This window comes from Kribbella sp. NBC_00482, assembly GCF_036013725.1.
GTDB lineage: Bacteria > Actinomycetota > Actinomycetes > Propionibacteriales > Kribbellaceae > Kribbella.
In genome coordinates this window covers 4063543-4077831 of sequence record NZ_CP107881.1, presented here as the reverse complement: position 1 = coordinate 4077831, position 14289 = coordinate 4063543, and the positions used below count along the sequence as shown (strand labels likewise).

General features: G+C 68.9%; 14 protein-coding genes. 8 read left to right on the top strand and 6 right to left on the bottom strand.

Going from position 1 to position 14289, the window contains the following annotated elements; translation table 11 throughout:
• Positions 1-67: 67 nt before the first annotated feature.
• Together OHB24_RS20070 and OHB24_RS20065 are read right to left on the bottom strand one after the other, a co-directional pair.
• Positions 68-958, bottom strand: a complete 891-nt coding sequence (locus tag OHB24_RS20070; protein WP_327640599.1) for a hypothetical protein — start codon at positions 956-958, stop codon at positions 68-70.
• On the bottom strand, positions 955-1449 hold the full coding sequence (locus OHB24_RS20065) for a SigE family RNA polymerase sigma factor (RefSeq protein WP_327640598.1): 495 nt from the start codon (positions 1447-1449) through the stop codon (positions 955-957). The genes OHB24_RS20070 and OHB24_RS20065 overlap by 4 nt, the downstream gene beginning before the upstream one ends.
• Before the next feature lie 97 nt (positions 1450-1546).
• On the opposite strand from OHB24_RS20065, the gene OHB24_RS20060 reads away from it, so the two are divergent.
• The 4 genes from OHB24_RS20060 (at position 1547) to OHB24_RS20045 (ending at position 4570) form a co-directional block, all read left to right on the top strand.
• Complete coding sequence (locus tag OHB24_RS20060; RefSeq protein WP_327640597.1) at positions 1547-2854, top strand: PASTA domain-containing protein; 1308 nt, start codon at positions 1547-1549, stop codon at positions 2852-2854.
• Positions 2841-3431, top strand: coding sequence for a hypothetical protein (locus tag OHB24_RS20055; RefSeq protein ID WP_327640596.1), 591 nt, complete (start codon positions 2841-2843; stop codon positions 3429-3431). The genes OHB24_RS20060 and OHB24_RS20055 overlap by 14 nt, the downstream gene beginning before the upstream one ends.
• Positions 3432-3507: 76 nt before the next feature.
• Complete coding sequence (locus tag OHB24_RS20050) at positions 3508-4134, top strand: RNA polymerase sigma factor (protein ID WP_327640595.1); 627 nt, start codon at positions 3508-3510, stop codon at positions 4132-4134.
• On the top strand, positions 4112-4570 hold the full coding sequence (locus OHB24_RS20045; protein ID WP_327640594.1) for a hypothetical protein: 459 nt from the start codon (positions 4112-4114) through the stop codon (positions 4568-4570). The genes OHB24_RS20050 and OHB24_RS20045 overlap by 23 nt, the downstream gene beginning before the upstream one ends.
• Before the next feature lies 1 nt (position 4571).
• Here the strand turns inward: OHB24_RS20045 and OHB24_RS20040 are convergent, their stop codons facing one another.
• On the bottom strand, positions 4572-7154 hold the full coding sequence (locus OHB24_RS20040; RefSeq protein ID WP_327640593.1) for a CHAT domain-containing protein: 2583 nt from the start codon (positions 7152-7154) through the stop codon (positions 4572-4574).
• A gap of 89 nt (positions 7155-7243) precedes the next feature.
• Here OHB24_RS20040 and OHB24_RS20035 point away from each other — a divergent pair, with 89 nt between their 5' ends.
• Together OHB24_RS20035 and OHB24_RS20030 are read left to right on the top strand one after the other, a co-directional pair.
• Positions 7244-8704, top strand: coding sequence for a S8 family peptidase (locus tag OHB24_RS20035; RefSeq protein WP_327640592.1), 1461 nt, complete (start codon positions 7244-7246; stop codon positions 8702-8704).
• 24 nt (positions 8705-8728) lie between these two features.
• Positions 8729-9517, top strand: a complete 789-nt coding sequence (locus OHB24_RS20030) for an alpha/beta fold hydrolase (protein ID WP_327640591.1) — start codon at positions 8729-8731, stop codon at positions 9515-9517.
• On the opposite strand, the gene OHB24_RS20025 is transcribed toward OHB24_RS20030, so the two are convergent.
• Both OHB24_RS20025 and OHB24_RS20020 read right to left on the bottom strand, forming a co-directional pair.
• Entirely contained in the window at positions 9514-10284 is a 771-nt protein-coding gene (locus OHB24_RS20025) for an SDR family NAD(P)-dependent oxidoreductase (protein WP_327640590.1), read from the bottom strand. The two genes, OHB24_RS20030 and OHB24_RS20025, sit on opposite strands and share 4 nt — an antisense overlap.
• Positions 10285-10306: 22 nt before the next feature.
• Positions 10307-10867: a hypothetical protein gene (locus tag OHB24_RS20020; protein WP_327640589.1), complete on the bottom strand. Its 561-nt coding sequence runs from the start codon at positions 10865-10867 to the stop codon at positions 10307-10309.
• Positions 10868-11011: 144 nt separating this feature from the next.
• Between OHB24_RS20020 and OHB24_RS20015 the strand changes: the two genes are divergently transcribed.
• Both OHB24_RS20015 and OHB24_RS20010 read left to right on the top strand, forming a co-directional pair.
• Positions 11012-11542: an RNA polymerase sigma factor gene (locus tag OHB24_RS20015; RefSeq protein ID WP_327640588.1), complete on the top strand. Its 531-nt coding sequence runs from the start codon at positions 11012-11014 to the stop codon at positions 11540-11542.
• Positions 11539-12168, top strand: coding sequence for a hypothetical protein (locus OHB24_RS20010; RefSeq protein WP_327640587.1), 630 nt, complete (start codon positions 11539-11541; stop codon positions 12166-12168). Before OHB24_RS20015 ends, OHB24_RS20010 begins: the two co-directional genes overlap by 4 nt.
• Positions 12169-12209: 41 nt before the next feature.
• On the opposite strand, the gene OHB24_RS20005 is transcribed toward OHB24_RS20010, so the two are convergent.
• Positions 12210-14276, bottom strand: coding sequence for an endo-beta-N-acetylglucosaminidase (locus OHB24_RS20005; RefSeq protein ID WP_327640586.1), 2067 nt, complete (start codon positions 14274-14276; stop codon positions 12210-12212).
• Between the last annotated feature and the right edge of the window lie 13 nt (positions 14277-14289).

The window sequence follows — 14289 nt, the reverse complement described above, 5'->3', positions numbered from 1 at the left end:
CGCAAAATTGCACCAGCCCGACGGCCTTGAGCGGCCCAAGAGATGGGCCGCCCAAGACCGATGACCATCAGCTGCTGATCTTGAACTTCGGTGAGATTGCCAGTTCGGCCAGTTGGCGGGCGGTGAAGACCGGTTGGGTCAGGGCGGGTTTGCCCGTGCGGTCGTTCTTCTTGGCCTGGGCGAGGTACACGACGGTGCCGTCGTCGTACCGGTAGGCGGCCCACTGGTCGTAGTCGCCGCCGCTCTTGGTGGTCAGTACGCCGACCTTCTTGCCGTTGACGATCACGACACTGCAGGTGCCGGTCCCGCCCCAGAACTTCTTGGCCAGCGCGCACGGGTCCGTCGCCGGTTTCCCGTTGGGCGTGGTCGACTGCACCAGCACCTTGCCGACCCGGTTGTCCTTCTGCACCGGGATGGAGGCCATGTACTCCCAGTAGTCCGGCTCCCCGTCGTTCGACGCGTACTGGCTCTGCGGCCGGCGCATCGGGCCGCCCTCCGGGTACTTCAGGTCCGGCGAGGTGAACCCTGGCGGCAGTGCCGAGGTCAGGTCGTTCATCAGCGTCACGGCGCGGTCGGCGCGAGGACCCGTGGTCGCCGTACGGTCCACCTGTCCCTCCGGCCACGGGTCACCGGTCTTCCGGCTCTTCGGCGCAGTCGACGGCGCCACAGTGGAGACCGGCGGCGGCGTGGATGCCGACGGCGATTCCGACGGCGTCGCGCCCGGGCCGCCCGCCACCATCTGGCCCACCGACCGGTCACCGGTGAGGTTCGCGACCAGTGCAGGACCGGCGGTGACGCCGACCACCAGCGGTACGACGGCGGCCGCGGCCCACACCGCCGTACGCCGCTTGCGTGCCCGGCGGGCCTGCTCCAGAGCCTGCGCTGGATCCATCGACGGCGGTGGAGTGCTGCGCACGATCACGTCGTGCAATGCCTCGTTGAGATCCTCTTCGTTCATCGAACCTTCTCCTCTTCCAGCAGTCCGCGCAGCGTCGCCAGCCCGCGGGCAGCCTGGCTCTTGACATTTCCGGCCGAGCAGTCGAGCAACGCAGCCGTCTGTTCGACGGACTGGTCCTCCCAGTACCGCAGGACGAGTACGGCGCGTTGCCGCGGCGGCACCTTCACGAGTGCCTCCAGCAACACGAGCCGCATGTCGGCGAAGTCGGCCGACGGCGCCGCCCGATCGGTCGCCTGGGACTCGACCGACTCGTGCCGGAACCACCCCCGGCGCCGCTCGGACAGGAACGTACGTATGAGTGTCTGCCTGGTGTAGTTGTCCATCGCCTCGTGCCGCTGGATCCGGCGCCACGCCAGGTAGATCTTCGTGAACGTTTGCTGCACCAGGTCTTCCGCGCGATGCCAGTCGCCACACAGCAGGTACGCCGTGCCGCGCATGGCGTCGGAACGTGCCGCGAAATACGCCTCGAACGCCGCGTCCCGATCACTCATCTGATCTCCCATCCCTCGATACCGGGTTAGACACGCCTACGAGGCCGAAGTTGGTTGCATCGGGTATCAGCCTGCCCGACGGCCCGGTCAGAGAAGTGTGAGTATCCATCGCGCCAAGTACCTGATCGCCGCGGCAGCGCTTTCTGTCGCGACGCTCCTGCCGGCCGGAACGAGCGCCGCAACCGTTGCTGATGACGCCTGCACGGAATCCGCTCGATGGACCGCCTCACCAGCGGCCGTTCCCAAGGTGCGCGGCCTGTCGCTCCGAGAAGCAGCAGACCGTCTCCGAGGCGCCGGTTACAACTGCAAGATCGTGAACAACAACTTCGTGCAGGTCGACACGAGGGTCGTCGTCGTTATCGAGCAAGAGGTGCAGTACACGCGCGACCCGGACGGGGGATATTCGGTGGTTGCCCTCACCCGTGGCGTGGTGATGCCGGACCTCGTCGGGCTGACCTTGGCCGCGGCGGAGAAGCTCGCGGCACGGCGCGCGATTGCGGTCCGAACGTCGCCGGCGGCGGGCGCCGCGGAGTGGACCGTCAAGTTGCAGAACCCCGCTGCCGGCGCCTACCTGTGGTTCGGGGAACAGGCCGGCCTGACCCTCAGCGAGCCCGTCCCACCGGAGCCGGCGCTTGTTCCGGTACCAGATCTGATCGATCACACCGAGGACGAGGCCGCGGCCATGGTCAAAGACGCCGGACTCGTCTACACGGAACGGATCCTCAAGGACGGCAAGCGGCCCGGGCGGGTGGTCGCCCAGCGGCCGCAACCAGGCGAACTGGTCGAACGCGCCGCTACCGTGAGAGCCGACGTACGCCGGGTGCCCACACCACCGTCACCACCGCCGTCACCACCGCCGCCGTCACCATTGCCGTCTCCATTGCCGTCACCACCGACCACCACCGTTCCGCCGACTTCCACCGCACCGCCCACCCGCGGGCCCAGCCAGAAGCTCGTGCCGGTTCCTGACCTGCTCAACCGCAGCGAGGGCGAGGCCCGCGGCGCGGTCGAGGGCGTCGAGCTGATCTTCGATCCGGTCGATGGGAGTGATACCTCGGGTCGCGAGCGTCAGGTCGTCAGCCAGCTGCCGCGCGCCGGGGAGCTCGTGCCGACAGGAACGACAGTGACGGTGGCGTTCGCCGCCGACGAGTCGAACCTGCCGTCGTGGCTGGTACCGCTGCTGCTCGGGACAGCCGTCCTGGCCGTCGGGGCAGTCGGCCGCTTCCGGCACCGTGGCGGCCCGAATCCGCCTGACCGTTCGGTGCCTCGAATTCATGCGGCCGGGCGGCTGACTCCGGGGGTTCCGCGGATCCACGAATCCGGCCCCGCACACCGAATCCGCGTCAACGCTCGCCTCGATCGCGGGCGCCAGTACCTGCAGGAGAAGACGGATGAACACCAGTAGCCACCGAATCACCATCGCCTCGCACTTCAACCAGACCGGCCCGGACACCTCTGCGCAGCTGAACGACCTGATCAGGAGCAGCAAGGTGCTCGGGCTGGTGCCGCACCTCGGTCCAGCCGGCCGACTGATGTCGGCTCCGGTGACCCGCGCACTCACAGCGACCTTCGACCGCGACTTGGGTGATCCGATCCTGTGGGTCTGGCGGACGCATCGTGTCCTCCAGGACGCGGCGAGCACCACCCTGGCGGGCACGGGGTCGCCTGAGTACGTCACGTTGGCCGAACACGAGATCTCGTCGCTCCATCACCCGGAAGTGGACGTCACCGTCGACCGGCACGCTCCGGTCACGATCACCTTCGATCTCACGCTGCTCTTCAGGCTGGAAAGCCTCCGGCTGACCGTCCAGGGCGGCCTGCTCACCGGGCTGAGTCCAGGTGCTTGCTCCGTCGATGTGACGCTCGGCGCACACGGCTTCGATTTCAAGCGTTCCGCGAAGTACGCGCTCCAGGAGCTGGTGACTCTGCACACCGGCCTGAGGCTCCTGCCGGCATCGGCCTACGCAGTGCAACCGGTCTGAAGCTGGATTGGCATGTATCTGCAGGTCCTCCGGTGCGGTCCGTCCAGTAGGACCCGGCATCAAGGGGGGAACCGGAATGGAAGGCGAAGTCTCACCGGTCACCGCTCTGGTGGCCGCCGCAGCCGATGGCGATCAGCAGGCGTGGAGCGAACTCGTGAGCAGGTACGCGCCGTTGCTCGTGTCCGTCATCCGGCGGTTCCGGCTGACGCCGAGCGAGACCGAGGACGTTGCGCAGACCGTGTGGCTGCGGCTCGTCGGGCACCTGGACAGCCTGCAGGAACCGCGGGCGATGCCGGGGTGGATCGTCACGACGGCCCGCCGCGAGGCGCTCCGGTACCTGTCGTCCGGGCGCCGGCTGAGCCCCAACGACCCGCTGGATCCCGAGTTCCAGGCGATCGCGGCGGACATCGACGAGCCCGACGAAGGTCTGTTCCGGGCCGAGCGGCACGAGATGCTGCTGGCCGGGCTGGCCGAGCTGCCCCACCGGCAGCGCGACCTGCTGTTGCTGCTGCTCGAGGATCCGCGACCGTCGTACGTCGAGATCACCGAGCGCACCGGGATTCCGGCAGGCAGCATCGGCCCCACCCGCTCACGCGCGCTCGAGCGGCTCCGCAGATCTCCGCGGGTCCGGGCGTACGTCGAATCCTCGGAGCGATCCGAGCCGTCAGGAGGTGGCCGGCATGACGCGGCGACACTGGGATGACGACGAGCGCCTCTTCGAGGATCTCGCCGAGGCTGTCCGCGCTACGCGACCGTTGGCAGACACGATCGCCGCGCATGCCGAGGGCGTGCTCTCCTGGCGGACGATCGACGAGGACCTCCTGCAGGCGAGCCTGACGTTCGACTCGTCGCTCGACGCGGCGGCGGCGACCCGGGCCGATCCCGGGCAGACGCGATTGCTGGTCTTCACCTCCACTCCGCTGTCGATGGAGCTGGAGGTGACCCAGGACGAGGTGGTCGGCCAGATCCTGCCGCCCGGCCCGGGTGAGATCCACGTCGAGATGCCGGACGGCACGGAGTACTCCGTCAGCGCCAACGAATCCGGCTTCTTCGAACTGCCGTCGTTGCCTGCTGATGCGGTTCGGTTGCGCTGCGATACGGCGACCGGTCGAGTGATCACCGACTGGGTACGGCTGTGACTCAAGCCCCCAGTGCGATGAACGACTGCCCGGCTGTCCGCGCCAGCCGGTCGTCACCGGCCGACTCGCGTGCCTGGGCGAGTGCTTCGGCAAGGTCGTCACCGGCCCGCAGCCTGCCGTGCAGGCCGAGCATCAGCGGCACCGTCGCCGGGTCGTTCACCGGTACGACGCTCGCCACAACGCCGGACGACCCGAGTGCCACCAGTGCACTGACCAGGCCGAGCAGCTCGTCCGCACCGCTGGGTCCGCCGAGCGCGGAGCTGCAACTCGACAGCACGACTCGGTGTGGCGCGCGGTCCAGCCGTTCGAGGTCGTACACCGTGAGCGGCCCGTCATCCAACTGGAGCGACGAGAACAGCGGACTGTCTGCGCGGAACGTGCCGTGGGCGGCGACATGCACCAACGACGCCCCGTCCATCGCTTGCAGCACTGCTTCTGCCGTCGCGTCGCCCTCGGTGAGCACCACCGCGTCCGGGTACAGCTCGGACAGTCGTCGTACCTCCTCTGGTCCGGTCGACAGTTGCGGACCGCCGATCAGCACCACCCGCTCGGTCTCCGGCGGTACGGCGCTCCGTGCCCGCAACCACGCAGCCGCCGACGGGGCCACCGAGGTCGGCCGATGCCGCAACGACGGCAGCAGGCCCCACGGAACCGCATGCAGCCGGCCAGTCGGTACGACGACCACCGGGCCGTCGGCCAGGTGCTTGGCCACGTCGCCCAAGAGCGCCGTCTCCAGGCGAGCTCCGATGGCGTCCAGGTCGAGTCTGTCCTCGCCGCGTCCGGTCGCCTCGCGTCGCAGTGCGAACAACGCGTGTGACAACCGCCGAGTCGCCTCCTGGGTGGGACCGATCAACTCGAGGTGGACCCGGCCGCGCGCCGCCGTCATCGCGTACAGCCGGTCGTCGACGTCGGTGAGTTCGACCAGACTGCGGTCTCCGAGATGAGCGAGCAGGTCGGCGCTGCGGAACTGGTCGGGTCGGTCGTCCACGGTGCCGGGCGTCACCAGAACCCTGCGCCGTACTGCGGCTTCGAGGCGTCGGCGTTCGCGATGCAGCGGGGCGGGTCCGAGTCGATGGTCGTAGCTGGTCTCCAGCCGGTAGGTCAGGCTGCGCAGCGCCGCGAGGTCGGCGACCAGGCCGTCGTCTTCCTGCGGCCGGACCGGAGGGATCGCGAGCACCGTGGCGCGCCAGCGTTCGCTCCACTCGAGGACCTGGCGGGCGTTGCCCCGCTGGACGGCGTACCGGAGCGCGATCGCGGCGAGTTCGGCGCCCTGGGCGGTGGCGAGGACGCGAAGTTCGGTGGCGCCGAGGGTGTGCACGTAGACCTCGATCAGGCTCAGGCCCTGCCGGCAGGCGGCCAGCATCGCGCGCGCCCGGCCGTCGCCTTCGTGGAGCGTGGCTTGAGCGAGCCAGCCGGCGCCGCGTCCTCGCAGGCCGCGGTTCCGGGCGCCGGCCGCGATGCTCAGGTGGCGTCTGGCCTCGGCCGGCTCGGAACGGGCGAGGGCGAGCCTGCCTGTCAGCAGATGTGCCTCGGCCGCGAGGTCCGGGTCGAGTCCGTCGAGTTCGGCGCCGAGTCGTTGGCCGGTGTGCAGCAATCGCGCCGTACGATCACCACCCGCGTAGCGGGATTGAAGCAACACCAGCTCAGCACGCGCCGCCCACCACGGGCGCTGCTGCCGGCGGAACAGCTTCATGGCGGCACGGCTGCGACTCTCGGCCAGCTCCAGAGCACCGGCGGCATGCGCTGCCAGTCCGGCGCAGTACAACAACTCCGCGCGTCGAGCCGTCGACCCGCGCTGGTCTTCGAACCGCTCCAGCGCACTGTTGATCTCGGTGAGTGCGTCCCGCGTCAGACCGGCCGCCAGCAGCACCACGCACTTGTTGGCGAGCAGGTCCGGCTCGAAGACCCCGAGCTCGTCGACCATCCGCTGCGCGTCGTCGAGGTACAGCAATGCCGTCGGCAGGTCACCTCGGGCGAAGGCCGCAGCACCACGCGCCTGCCGAGTGTCGGCGTACTCGGCCTGTTGACCGCACTTCGAGAACAACTCCTCGCTGCGGGCGTAGTCAACGTCGGCGCGTTCGATCGCGCCCATCGCGAGCAGCACCATCGCCCGGTGGGTCAGCGCCCGCGCCTCCCACAGCAGGTCACCGGTGTCGCTCAGCAGTTGGACCGCCTCTTCGGCGTCGGCCAGCGCTTCGGCGTACCTGCCGAGCAGCGCCCCTCGCACCCAGACCCGGCGGACGAGGATGCGGCCGGCGAACACACCGGTCCGGCCCGGGACGATCGAGTCGAGGACAGCAAGCCCACGCCGGGTCTGCCCCGCCATGACCAGAGCCACGCCGAGGCTCGCCAGGATGTCCGCCTCGTTGTCGGGATCCCCGGCCTTGCGAGCATGCCGGTACGCCGCCTTGAGTTCGGTCACCGCCTCACGGATGTCACCGAAGTCGCGATGGACGACACCCGCCGCTTTGTGTGCGGCCGCGGCCTCGGCGTCGGACGGGGAGTTCGCGAGAACCTGGCGGGCGATCTTCAGGGCGTCAGCGGGCCGCGACAGTGCCAGCGCATGCAGCTCGTCGGCGTCCACAGCCCCGCCCCCTCACCCGGCCATGTTCCGATCGTAGTACGCCGCACCACCTTGTTTTTGGAAGGTTTCTGACCAACTAGGGGGACGAAATGCCAGCAGACCAACGCCTCAGAGACGCACTGCGCCTGATCCTGGAGGACGAGGGAGAAAGCCGGCCGGAGCGATGGCACGGCACGACGGCCGTGTACCCGGCCAACTGGAGGGACGAGGGGTACGTCGACTACTTCTACCGGCGGGACACGATCCTCGTCCGCGCGGATGACGCGGAGCTGGTCTTCAGAACGCTGCGGGACGATTCGACGCCGGAGGACGAACGCAGTCCGATCATCCCCGAACTCGTGGCCATCGACGTACTGCCGGTGATCGACGGCGTCACCGCCCTGGTCTGGCGCTACGGCAGGGACTTCCGCCGGGTCAGCGAGGGACGGCACGGAATGCTCGGCGGCTCCGAGTTCGGCGGCGAGTACGACAGGCAGTACACCGACGACGATCCGCTGTCGGTGCCGAACGTACTGGCTGAGCTCGACCGACGGGCCGGCCCTGGCAAGGGAACACCGGACCACGGGCTCCCGTACTGCGGCAACGGCCATCCCTGCCCGGCCACCGAGCCGGCGTGCGTGCCCGGCAAGGCGGCATGCCCGGAACCGCCCGTGAGCACCGGGATCTGTTGCGGAACGCGCGGATGGGACGGTCGTGACGTGTTCGTCGGCGTCGTCGACGGTGGCCTGGTCGACGGTGTGCAGGTGTGGCCGTGGATGGCGGGCGTCACCGGCGAGGCCGAGGACCCCTTCATGGCAGGCAACGGACGCATCAAGCCCTACGCGTGCCACGGGACGTTCGTCGCCGGGTGTGTGCGCTGCGTGGCGCCGAAGGCGAAGGTCCACGTCAAGAAGGCGGAGTACATCGACAACCGGCCGCACGCTGGGATGGCGTACGAGCACGAGATCATCCAGAAGATGAACGAACTGATGGACTGCGGGGCGGAGGTCATCGTCTGCGAGTTCGACGGCTTCACTCGCTTCCATCGGCCGATGCTCACCTTCAACACCTTCTACGACAGGCGTTTGCGCCATCTGAACGTCGTCATCGTCGCGCCGGCCGGCAACGACACGACGTACAAACCGACGTTCCCCGCGGCGTACTCCTGGGTGATCGGCGTCGGAGCGCTCTCCGCCGACGGCAACTCCCGCGCGTCGTTCTCCAACTACGGCGGCTGGGTCGACGTCTACGCACCGGGCGTGGATCTGGTCAACGCCTTCGCGGTCGGCGACTACGAGTGTTTCGAAGATCCCGTTCCTCACGAACAGAGGCATTTCGACGGGCTGGCCAGCTGGAGTGGTACGTCGTTCTCCGCACCCCTGGTCGCCGGGATGATCGCCGCACGAATGTCCGGAACCGGCGAGAACGCCCCGCTCGCCGCAGATTCCTTGCTGCGCCTGGCCCGTAGCCAAGCGCTCCCAGGCGTCGGCCCGGTCCTCTACCCGCACCAGGTCTGTGCCACCCCGCGCAGGCCCTGCCGTCCCACCTGCGACTGCGACTGCACCCACTAGGGGTTTGCGCTAAGGTCCGGAACCATGTTCAGTGTGCGCGGCAGGACGGCTCATCTGGCGTGGTACCGGACCGATGAGGCGGCAGCCGAGGTTGCGTTCCTGCACGGCTTCTCCGACTCTGCGCAGTGCTGGGAACCGCTGCTCCGAGAGATGCCTGGGGTTCGGGCGCTGGCGATCGATGCGCGTGGGCACGGTGAGTCGGGGCTTCCGGACGAACCTGTCCGGTACGACGCGCACCGCGACGATGCCGCCCTCGTGCTGTCGAGCCGGCCCCGTGACGGCGGGATCGTCGTGGTCGGCCACTCGATGGGCGCGATGGCGGCCGCCTATCTGGCCGCGGCGCGGCCGGACCTGGTGCGTGCGGTCGTGCTGGAAGACCCGCCGACCGGAACGCCTGGCGACCGGCAGCACGAATCGCGGTCCGAGCCGACCTGGCTCGCCGCGGTTCGAGCACTCGATCTGCCGTCACGGGTCGCGCAGGGCCGTTCCAACGATCCCGACTGGGCCGACGACGAACTCGAGCCCTGGGCCGTGTCGAAGGCGCAGGTCAACCCGCAGATGTTCGATCTGCCGTACCAGGACCCGGCGCCCCTGACCGAACTGATGACCGAAATCACCTGCCCGGTACTGCTGATCCACGGCGACACCGAACGCGGCGCACTGATCTCCACCGAGTTCGCCGACCGCTGCGCCGAAGCGGCAGCCGGTGAGTTCCGCGCAGTACACATCGCCGGCGCCGGCCACTCGGTACGCCGCGACAAGCGCCCGCAGTACCTCGCAGAACTCACCACGTTCCTCGACCGATACCGCTAGTGGAGGGTGTAGCCGCCGTCGATTACCACTACTGAGCCGGTCATGAAGCTGGAGGCCGGTGAGGCGAGGAAGACGACGGTGGGCGCTATCTCTTCCGGTACGGCGTACCGCTGCATGGGGACGTCGTCGATCCAGCGGGCCTTGAACTGGGGCTCGTCGACCGGCGCCATCTCGGTCTTCACATAGCCGGGGGCGACGGCGTTCACGCGGATGTTCAACGGGGCCCACTCCGCGGCCAGGGACTTGGTCAGCTGATGGACGGCGGCTTTGGAGGCGTTGTACGCCGGTTGCCACTGCGGACGGTTCACGATCTGCGCGGAGATCGACCCGATGTTGACGATGGTTCCGCCGCCGACCGTGGTGAAGTGCCGGGCCGCCTCCTGACTGAGCTTCCACAGGCCGTCGACGTTCGTGGCGAAGACGGTGTCCCATTCGTCGTCCGGTACGTCGAGCGCCGGCCGGTGAACGCACGCCCCGGCGTTGTTGACCAGGATGTCGAACCGTCCGGTCGCGTCCAGCGCCGCCTGGATCGCTGCCCGGCCGGAGGCCCGGTCGTTCACGTCGAGGCCGACGCCGACCACCGTACGGCCGGTCTCGCCCGCCAGTGCTTCGGCCGCCTCCTGCGAAGCCGCGGCGTCGCGCGCTCCGATCACCACGTCCGCACCGGCCTCGGCCAACCCGGTCGCGAACGCCTTACCGAGCCCGCGGTACCCACCCGTCACCAGAGCCGTCCGCCCGGCCAGCGAGAACTTGTCGAGAACGCCCATCAGCCAACAACCGATTCGAGAGTCATCCCAACATTGTCACCGACGCCTGAACTACCTCAGGTTGCTCGGCACCCAGGTAGCGGGGCCGGTACAGTTCCGCAGCGCCGGCGGCGATGGTCAGCGACAGGATGAGGAAGCCGCCGTAGTGGTACCAGGGGTTGATCGGCTGGCCGCGGTCCACGAACCAGAGGGCCAGTTCGGCCAGGGCGATGCCGGCCAGGCCGGTGATGCGCGCCCATCGGCGGTTGATGTAGAGCAGGCCGCCGAGCAGGAACGCGGGCAGGAAGATCATCCCGGGGCTTGCGAAGAGGGGCAGGCAGAGTACGGCGAGAAGTCGCCACCACCGCGATCGGCCGGCGCGACGTACGCCGTACAGGATGCCGAGGACCAGACCGGAGACGGCGGTCATCGCGAGAATCATGCCGGTGCCGGCCCAACTGAACTCCGGATCGGTGGAGATCAGCCGCATCCATCCCCGAGCGGCGATGCCCCAACAGAGACCCAGCCCGAGTCCTGCCGCGGCCGATCTCACCATGACACCGGCAGACAGGCCAGGCGTGGCGAAGAGCTTCAGACCTGTCATGACTCCCCCTCGATCGCCGATGCTGAGTGCACGGATCACAACGACAGACGCAGTGGTGCCGCGGAACGGGTGACAGGGAAAGAACATTTCCTTGCCGTGTCACCCGGTCTGCCGACTCGCCCGTCCGTAGAAGTGATGGGGGCTATGGATGCGGCTGCGGACCTACCGGTCGGCGGCGTTCGACTGGACGCCGACGCGCTCGTGATCGCGCTGTTCCAGGCGGAAGCGGCGCGCCTGGTGCAGCTCGCGCGCTGGTTCGTCGACGACCGGACCGCGGCCGAGGACCTGGTGCAGGAGGCGTTCCTCCGGTTGGCCCGCAGTCAGCACCGGATCCACGATCCCGACCGAGCGGCGGCGTACCTGCGCTCGATCGTGATCAACCTCGCCAGGGACCACAACCGTCGCGGTCTGGTGTCGCTGCGGCACCGGCTGCCGGCCGACCCGGACGACCGGTCGGCCGAGGACCACGCCGCCGCGGACGAGAGTCGCCGCGAGGTGATCGCGGCCCTGCGCGCACTCCCGCGCCGCCAGCGCGACTGCGTCGTACTGCGGTACTACCTCGAACTCTCCGTCGCCGACATCGCCGAGACCCTCGGCCTGTCGCCCAACTCGGTGAAGACCCATTTGCAACGCGGCCTGCGGTCGCTGAAATCTGTCTTGGAGGTCAAGGGATGACACGACGCCCCGAAACTCCCGGCGAGCCCTCGGAGGTCGAACGCCGGCTGTACGACGCTCTGGACCCGGCGGCCACGCGACCGCCGGCGCCGGACCTGTTCGAGCGGGTCCTGGGCAGCATCGCCGACGACCGGATCCGGCGGCACCGGACCGTCCGGACCGCCGCGTCCCTGGCCCTCGCGATCTTGTTGCTGGTAGCAACCGTCGTGATCTTCACGCCCCGGGCCGGCACCGGGCATCTGCTGCTCGACTGGTGGATCCTCGAGCTGTTCACCGACGTACTGCTGATCGGGCTGGCCCTGTGGCTCGGCCCGTTCATCAAACGGTTCGGCCGCGCGTACGCCGCCGACGTCTTCCACGACAACCCGCAGACCGGCAAGAGCTACATCGTGCTGACCGACATCGTGTACTACCTGATCTTCAGCGCGTACATCCTGTTCACCGTGAGCTTCCAGCCCCGGGAGACGTGGAGCATCGTCGTCACCGCCCCGCAGGCCGGCTTCGAGGCGGGCCGGATCGGCGGCATCCTGCTGATCATCGGCATCCTGCACGGCCTGAACATCGTCCTGATGCCGATCCTCGGCCGCCTCTTCTCCCTCAACCGGAAGATCTCCGGCCGATCCTGAGAACTGGGGACGCCGCCGTGGTGCGACGTCCCCAGGATCTGTCACAGGTGGGAGGTTGCCGCCGTACCTCGGTTGCCGTTGGGGGCGATCGGGATCAGTTGGAAGGTTCGGCCCTTGGTGAGGTCGACTGATTCGGCGAAGAAGGCGTCGCGGTGGACGCGGCCGAGCCAGCGGTTGGCGCCTTGGAGTACGTCGTACGCCGTGGCGTCCGGTTGGCGGGACCAGGCGAAGCTGAGGTGGTGGGTCGTGCCTGCACCGGGGCCCTCGTCGGCTACGGCGAACGATCGTGGGCGGGCGGGAGTCTTGTAGAGGGACCGTGCGTCAGCGAGCAGGACCTTGCCCAGGTGGCCGGATCCGCTGGTGCGCAAGGAGATCCGCGCGATGCGGTCGTCGCCGCAGGGCACGCGCCCGCCGTACTCGATCCAGCCCGACGCTCGCCGGATCGGCGTCAGCGGGGTCCACGAGATGCGATCCGGTGCAGTACGACGGGTGACGCCGAGCTCGATCGTCGACAGGCCCTGCGCGACGACCCTGATCTCGGTGTGGTCGGTCTGCCTGATGTCCGTCTTGAAGAGATGGACGACGCCGTTGCCCGAGAGCGCGAGACTGTGCGCACCCTCGTACGCCGTGCTCTCGTCGAGGGTGACCGTGACGCCGTCGGTCCAGTACTGCCAGGTCAGCGCTCGATCCGCGCAGCCCTGGTTGTCCCAGCCGCCGTCGCGGACCTGCTTGCCGTCCAGGTAGAACGTGCTGCCGACGCCGATGTTGAACGCGGTCACGATCGGAAGTGCGCCGTACGGCGACCGCTCGACGATGCCGTGCGCGATGCCGTCCCAGCGCTTGTAGTTCAGGACGTCGGTCCGGTACGGCGGTGTGCGCGGCTCGATCCGCCCGGACGTCGCCGGGTTGCCGGTCGGCCCGGACCAGAACCGCTGCTCGAGGTCGCGGTACTTCGCCCGTCCTTCCGGCGTCGTGGTGGCGCCGGAGTTCGCGGCGGTGGCCCAGTACTGGTCCTCGACGAACAGCGCCACGGAGATCGGACCGGGGCGGCCCGGGTGCGCGTAATCCGTGAAGCACTCCTCCGGGTTGAAGCCGCCCTGCTGGTGCTCGACGCCGGCGAACGCGACCTCCCGCGGGTCGAACCCGGCGGCCGTCGCGGTCCTCGCGCTGCCACTCAGGTCCGCGTCGACGTACGGCCAGCCGTAGTTGATGAAGATCGAGTCGACGATCGGATCGCCGGGGGTGCCGAGCCACGGGACGTTCTTCTGGTTCAGCATGTTCTGGTAGTCCAGATCGCCGTTCGGCAGGTCCGCGTCGTAGTACTGCAGGTAGAAGTCCGGGTCCTCGGCCTTCAGATAGCGGAACAGGTCCCGCAGTTTCGTGGCCTGGGCGGCGGTGATCGACGCCTCCTGGTTGATGAACAGGCCGTCGAAACCGAAGTACCTGCGGATCTCGATCAGCTTGTCGCCGACCGGGAACGAGCCGTCGGCGGCCTGGACCAGGAACTCGCCGAAGTCGACGCCGGTGCGCGGCCAGAACCACCCGCCGATCGTCCTGACGCCGTTCTTGTGGGCGGCCTCGGTCCAGCCCGGGTTCGGGATGTCGATGACGCCGTAGTTCCGGCCGGGCGCACTCGGGTCGGCGACCACGTCGCTCGGCACCGACGGCAGCACCTGACCGTGCCAAGTACCCCAGACGTCGATGTACGGCCAGAACCGCTGGGTATAGACGTGTCCTTCGAGCCCGATCGGCTGGTTGCGCCCCTCGTAGATCGTGCCGGCGTCGTCCAGGCTGAGCGTCGACAACCGGACCCCGGGATCGAGGTCGGGGTGGGCCTGAGTCGGCGCGAACGGCGCGATCCGCGGTGCCAGCGGGACCAGGCAGCGCAGGTGCCGGGCCCACGGGTGGGTCTTGGGGTCGAAGTCGAGCAGGTCCGCCGGATTCCATCCGTACGTCGACGGTCCCGGCGGGATCCCGCCCGACCCGGGCTTCGGTGCTGCCGATCCAGCCGCCGCGGCCGTCGTACCGACCCCGGCCAGTGCCGCCACCAGGCCGACGCCTCCCACCGTGATCAGCGTTCTCCGGGAGACCTCGAGCGGATCTGACATCGCCACACTCCTC

Bases quoted from the DNA above. Each gene is read 5' to 3' on its own strand.
- OHB24_RS20055 (WP_327640596.1), top strand. From the start codon at position 2,841: ATGAACACCAGTAGCCACCGAATCACCATCGCCTCGCACTTCAACCAG.
- OHB24_RS20025 (WP_327640590.1), bottom strand. From the start codon at position 10,284: ATGGGCGTTCTCGACAAGTTCTCGCTGGCCGGGCGGACGGCTCTGGTG.
- OHB24_RS20015 (WP_327640588.1), top strand. From the start codon at position 11,012: ATGGATGCGGCTGCGGACCTACCGGTCGGCGGCGTTCGACTGGACGCC.
- OHB24_RS20045 (WP_327640594.1), top strand. From the start codon at position 4,112: ATGACGCGGCGACACTGGGATGACGACGAGCGCCTCTTCGAGGATCTC.
- OHB24_RS20030 (WP_327640591.1), top strand. From the start codon at position 8,729: ATGTTCAGTGTGCGCGGCAGGACGGCTCATCTGGCGTGGTACCGGACC.
- OHB24_RS20020 (WP_327640589.1), bottom strand. From the start codon at position 10,867: ATGACAGGTCTGAAGCTCTTCGCCACGCCTGGCCTGTCTGCCGGTGTC.
- OHB24_RS20050 (WP_327640595.1), top strand. From the start codon at position 3,508: ATGGAAGGCGAAGTCTCACCGGTCACCGCTCTGGTGGCCGCCGCAGCC.
- OHB24_RS20005 (WP_327640586.1), bottom strand. From the start codon at position 14,276: ATGTCAGATCCGCTCGAGGTCTCCCGGAGAACGCTGATCACGGTGGGA.
- OHB24_RS20070 (WP_327640599.1), bottom strand. From the start codon at position 958: ATGAACGAAGAGGATCTCAACGAGGCATTGCACGACGTGATCGTGCGC.
- OHB24_RS20010 (WP_327640587.1), top strand. From the start codon at position 11,539: ATGACACGACGCCCCGAAACTCCCGGCGAGCCCTCGGAGGTCGAACGC.
- OHB24_RS20035 (WP_327640592.1), top strand. From the start codon at position 7,244: ATGCCAGCAGACCAACGCCTCAGAGACGCACTGCGCCTGATCCTGGAG.
- OHB24_RS20065 (WP_327640598.1), bottom strand. From the start codon at position 1,449: ATGAGTGATCGGGACGCGGCGTTCGAGGCGTATTTCGCGGCACGTTCC.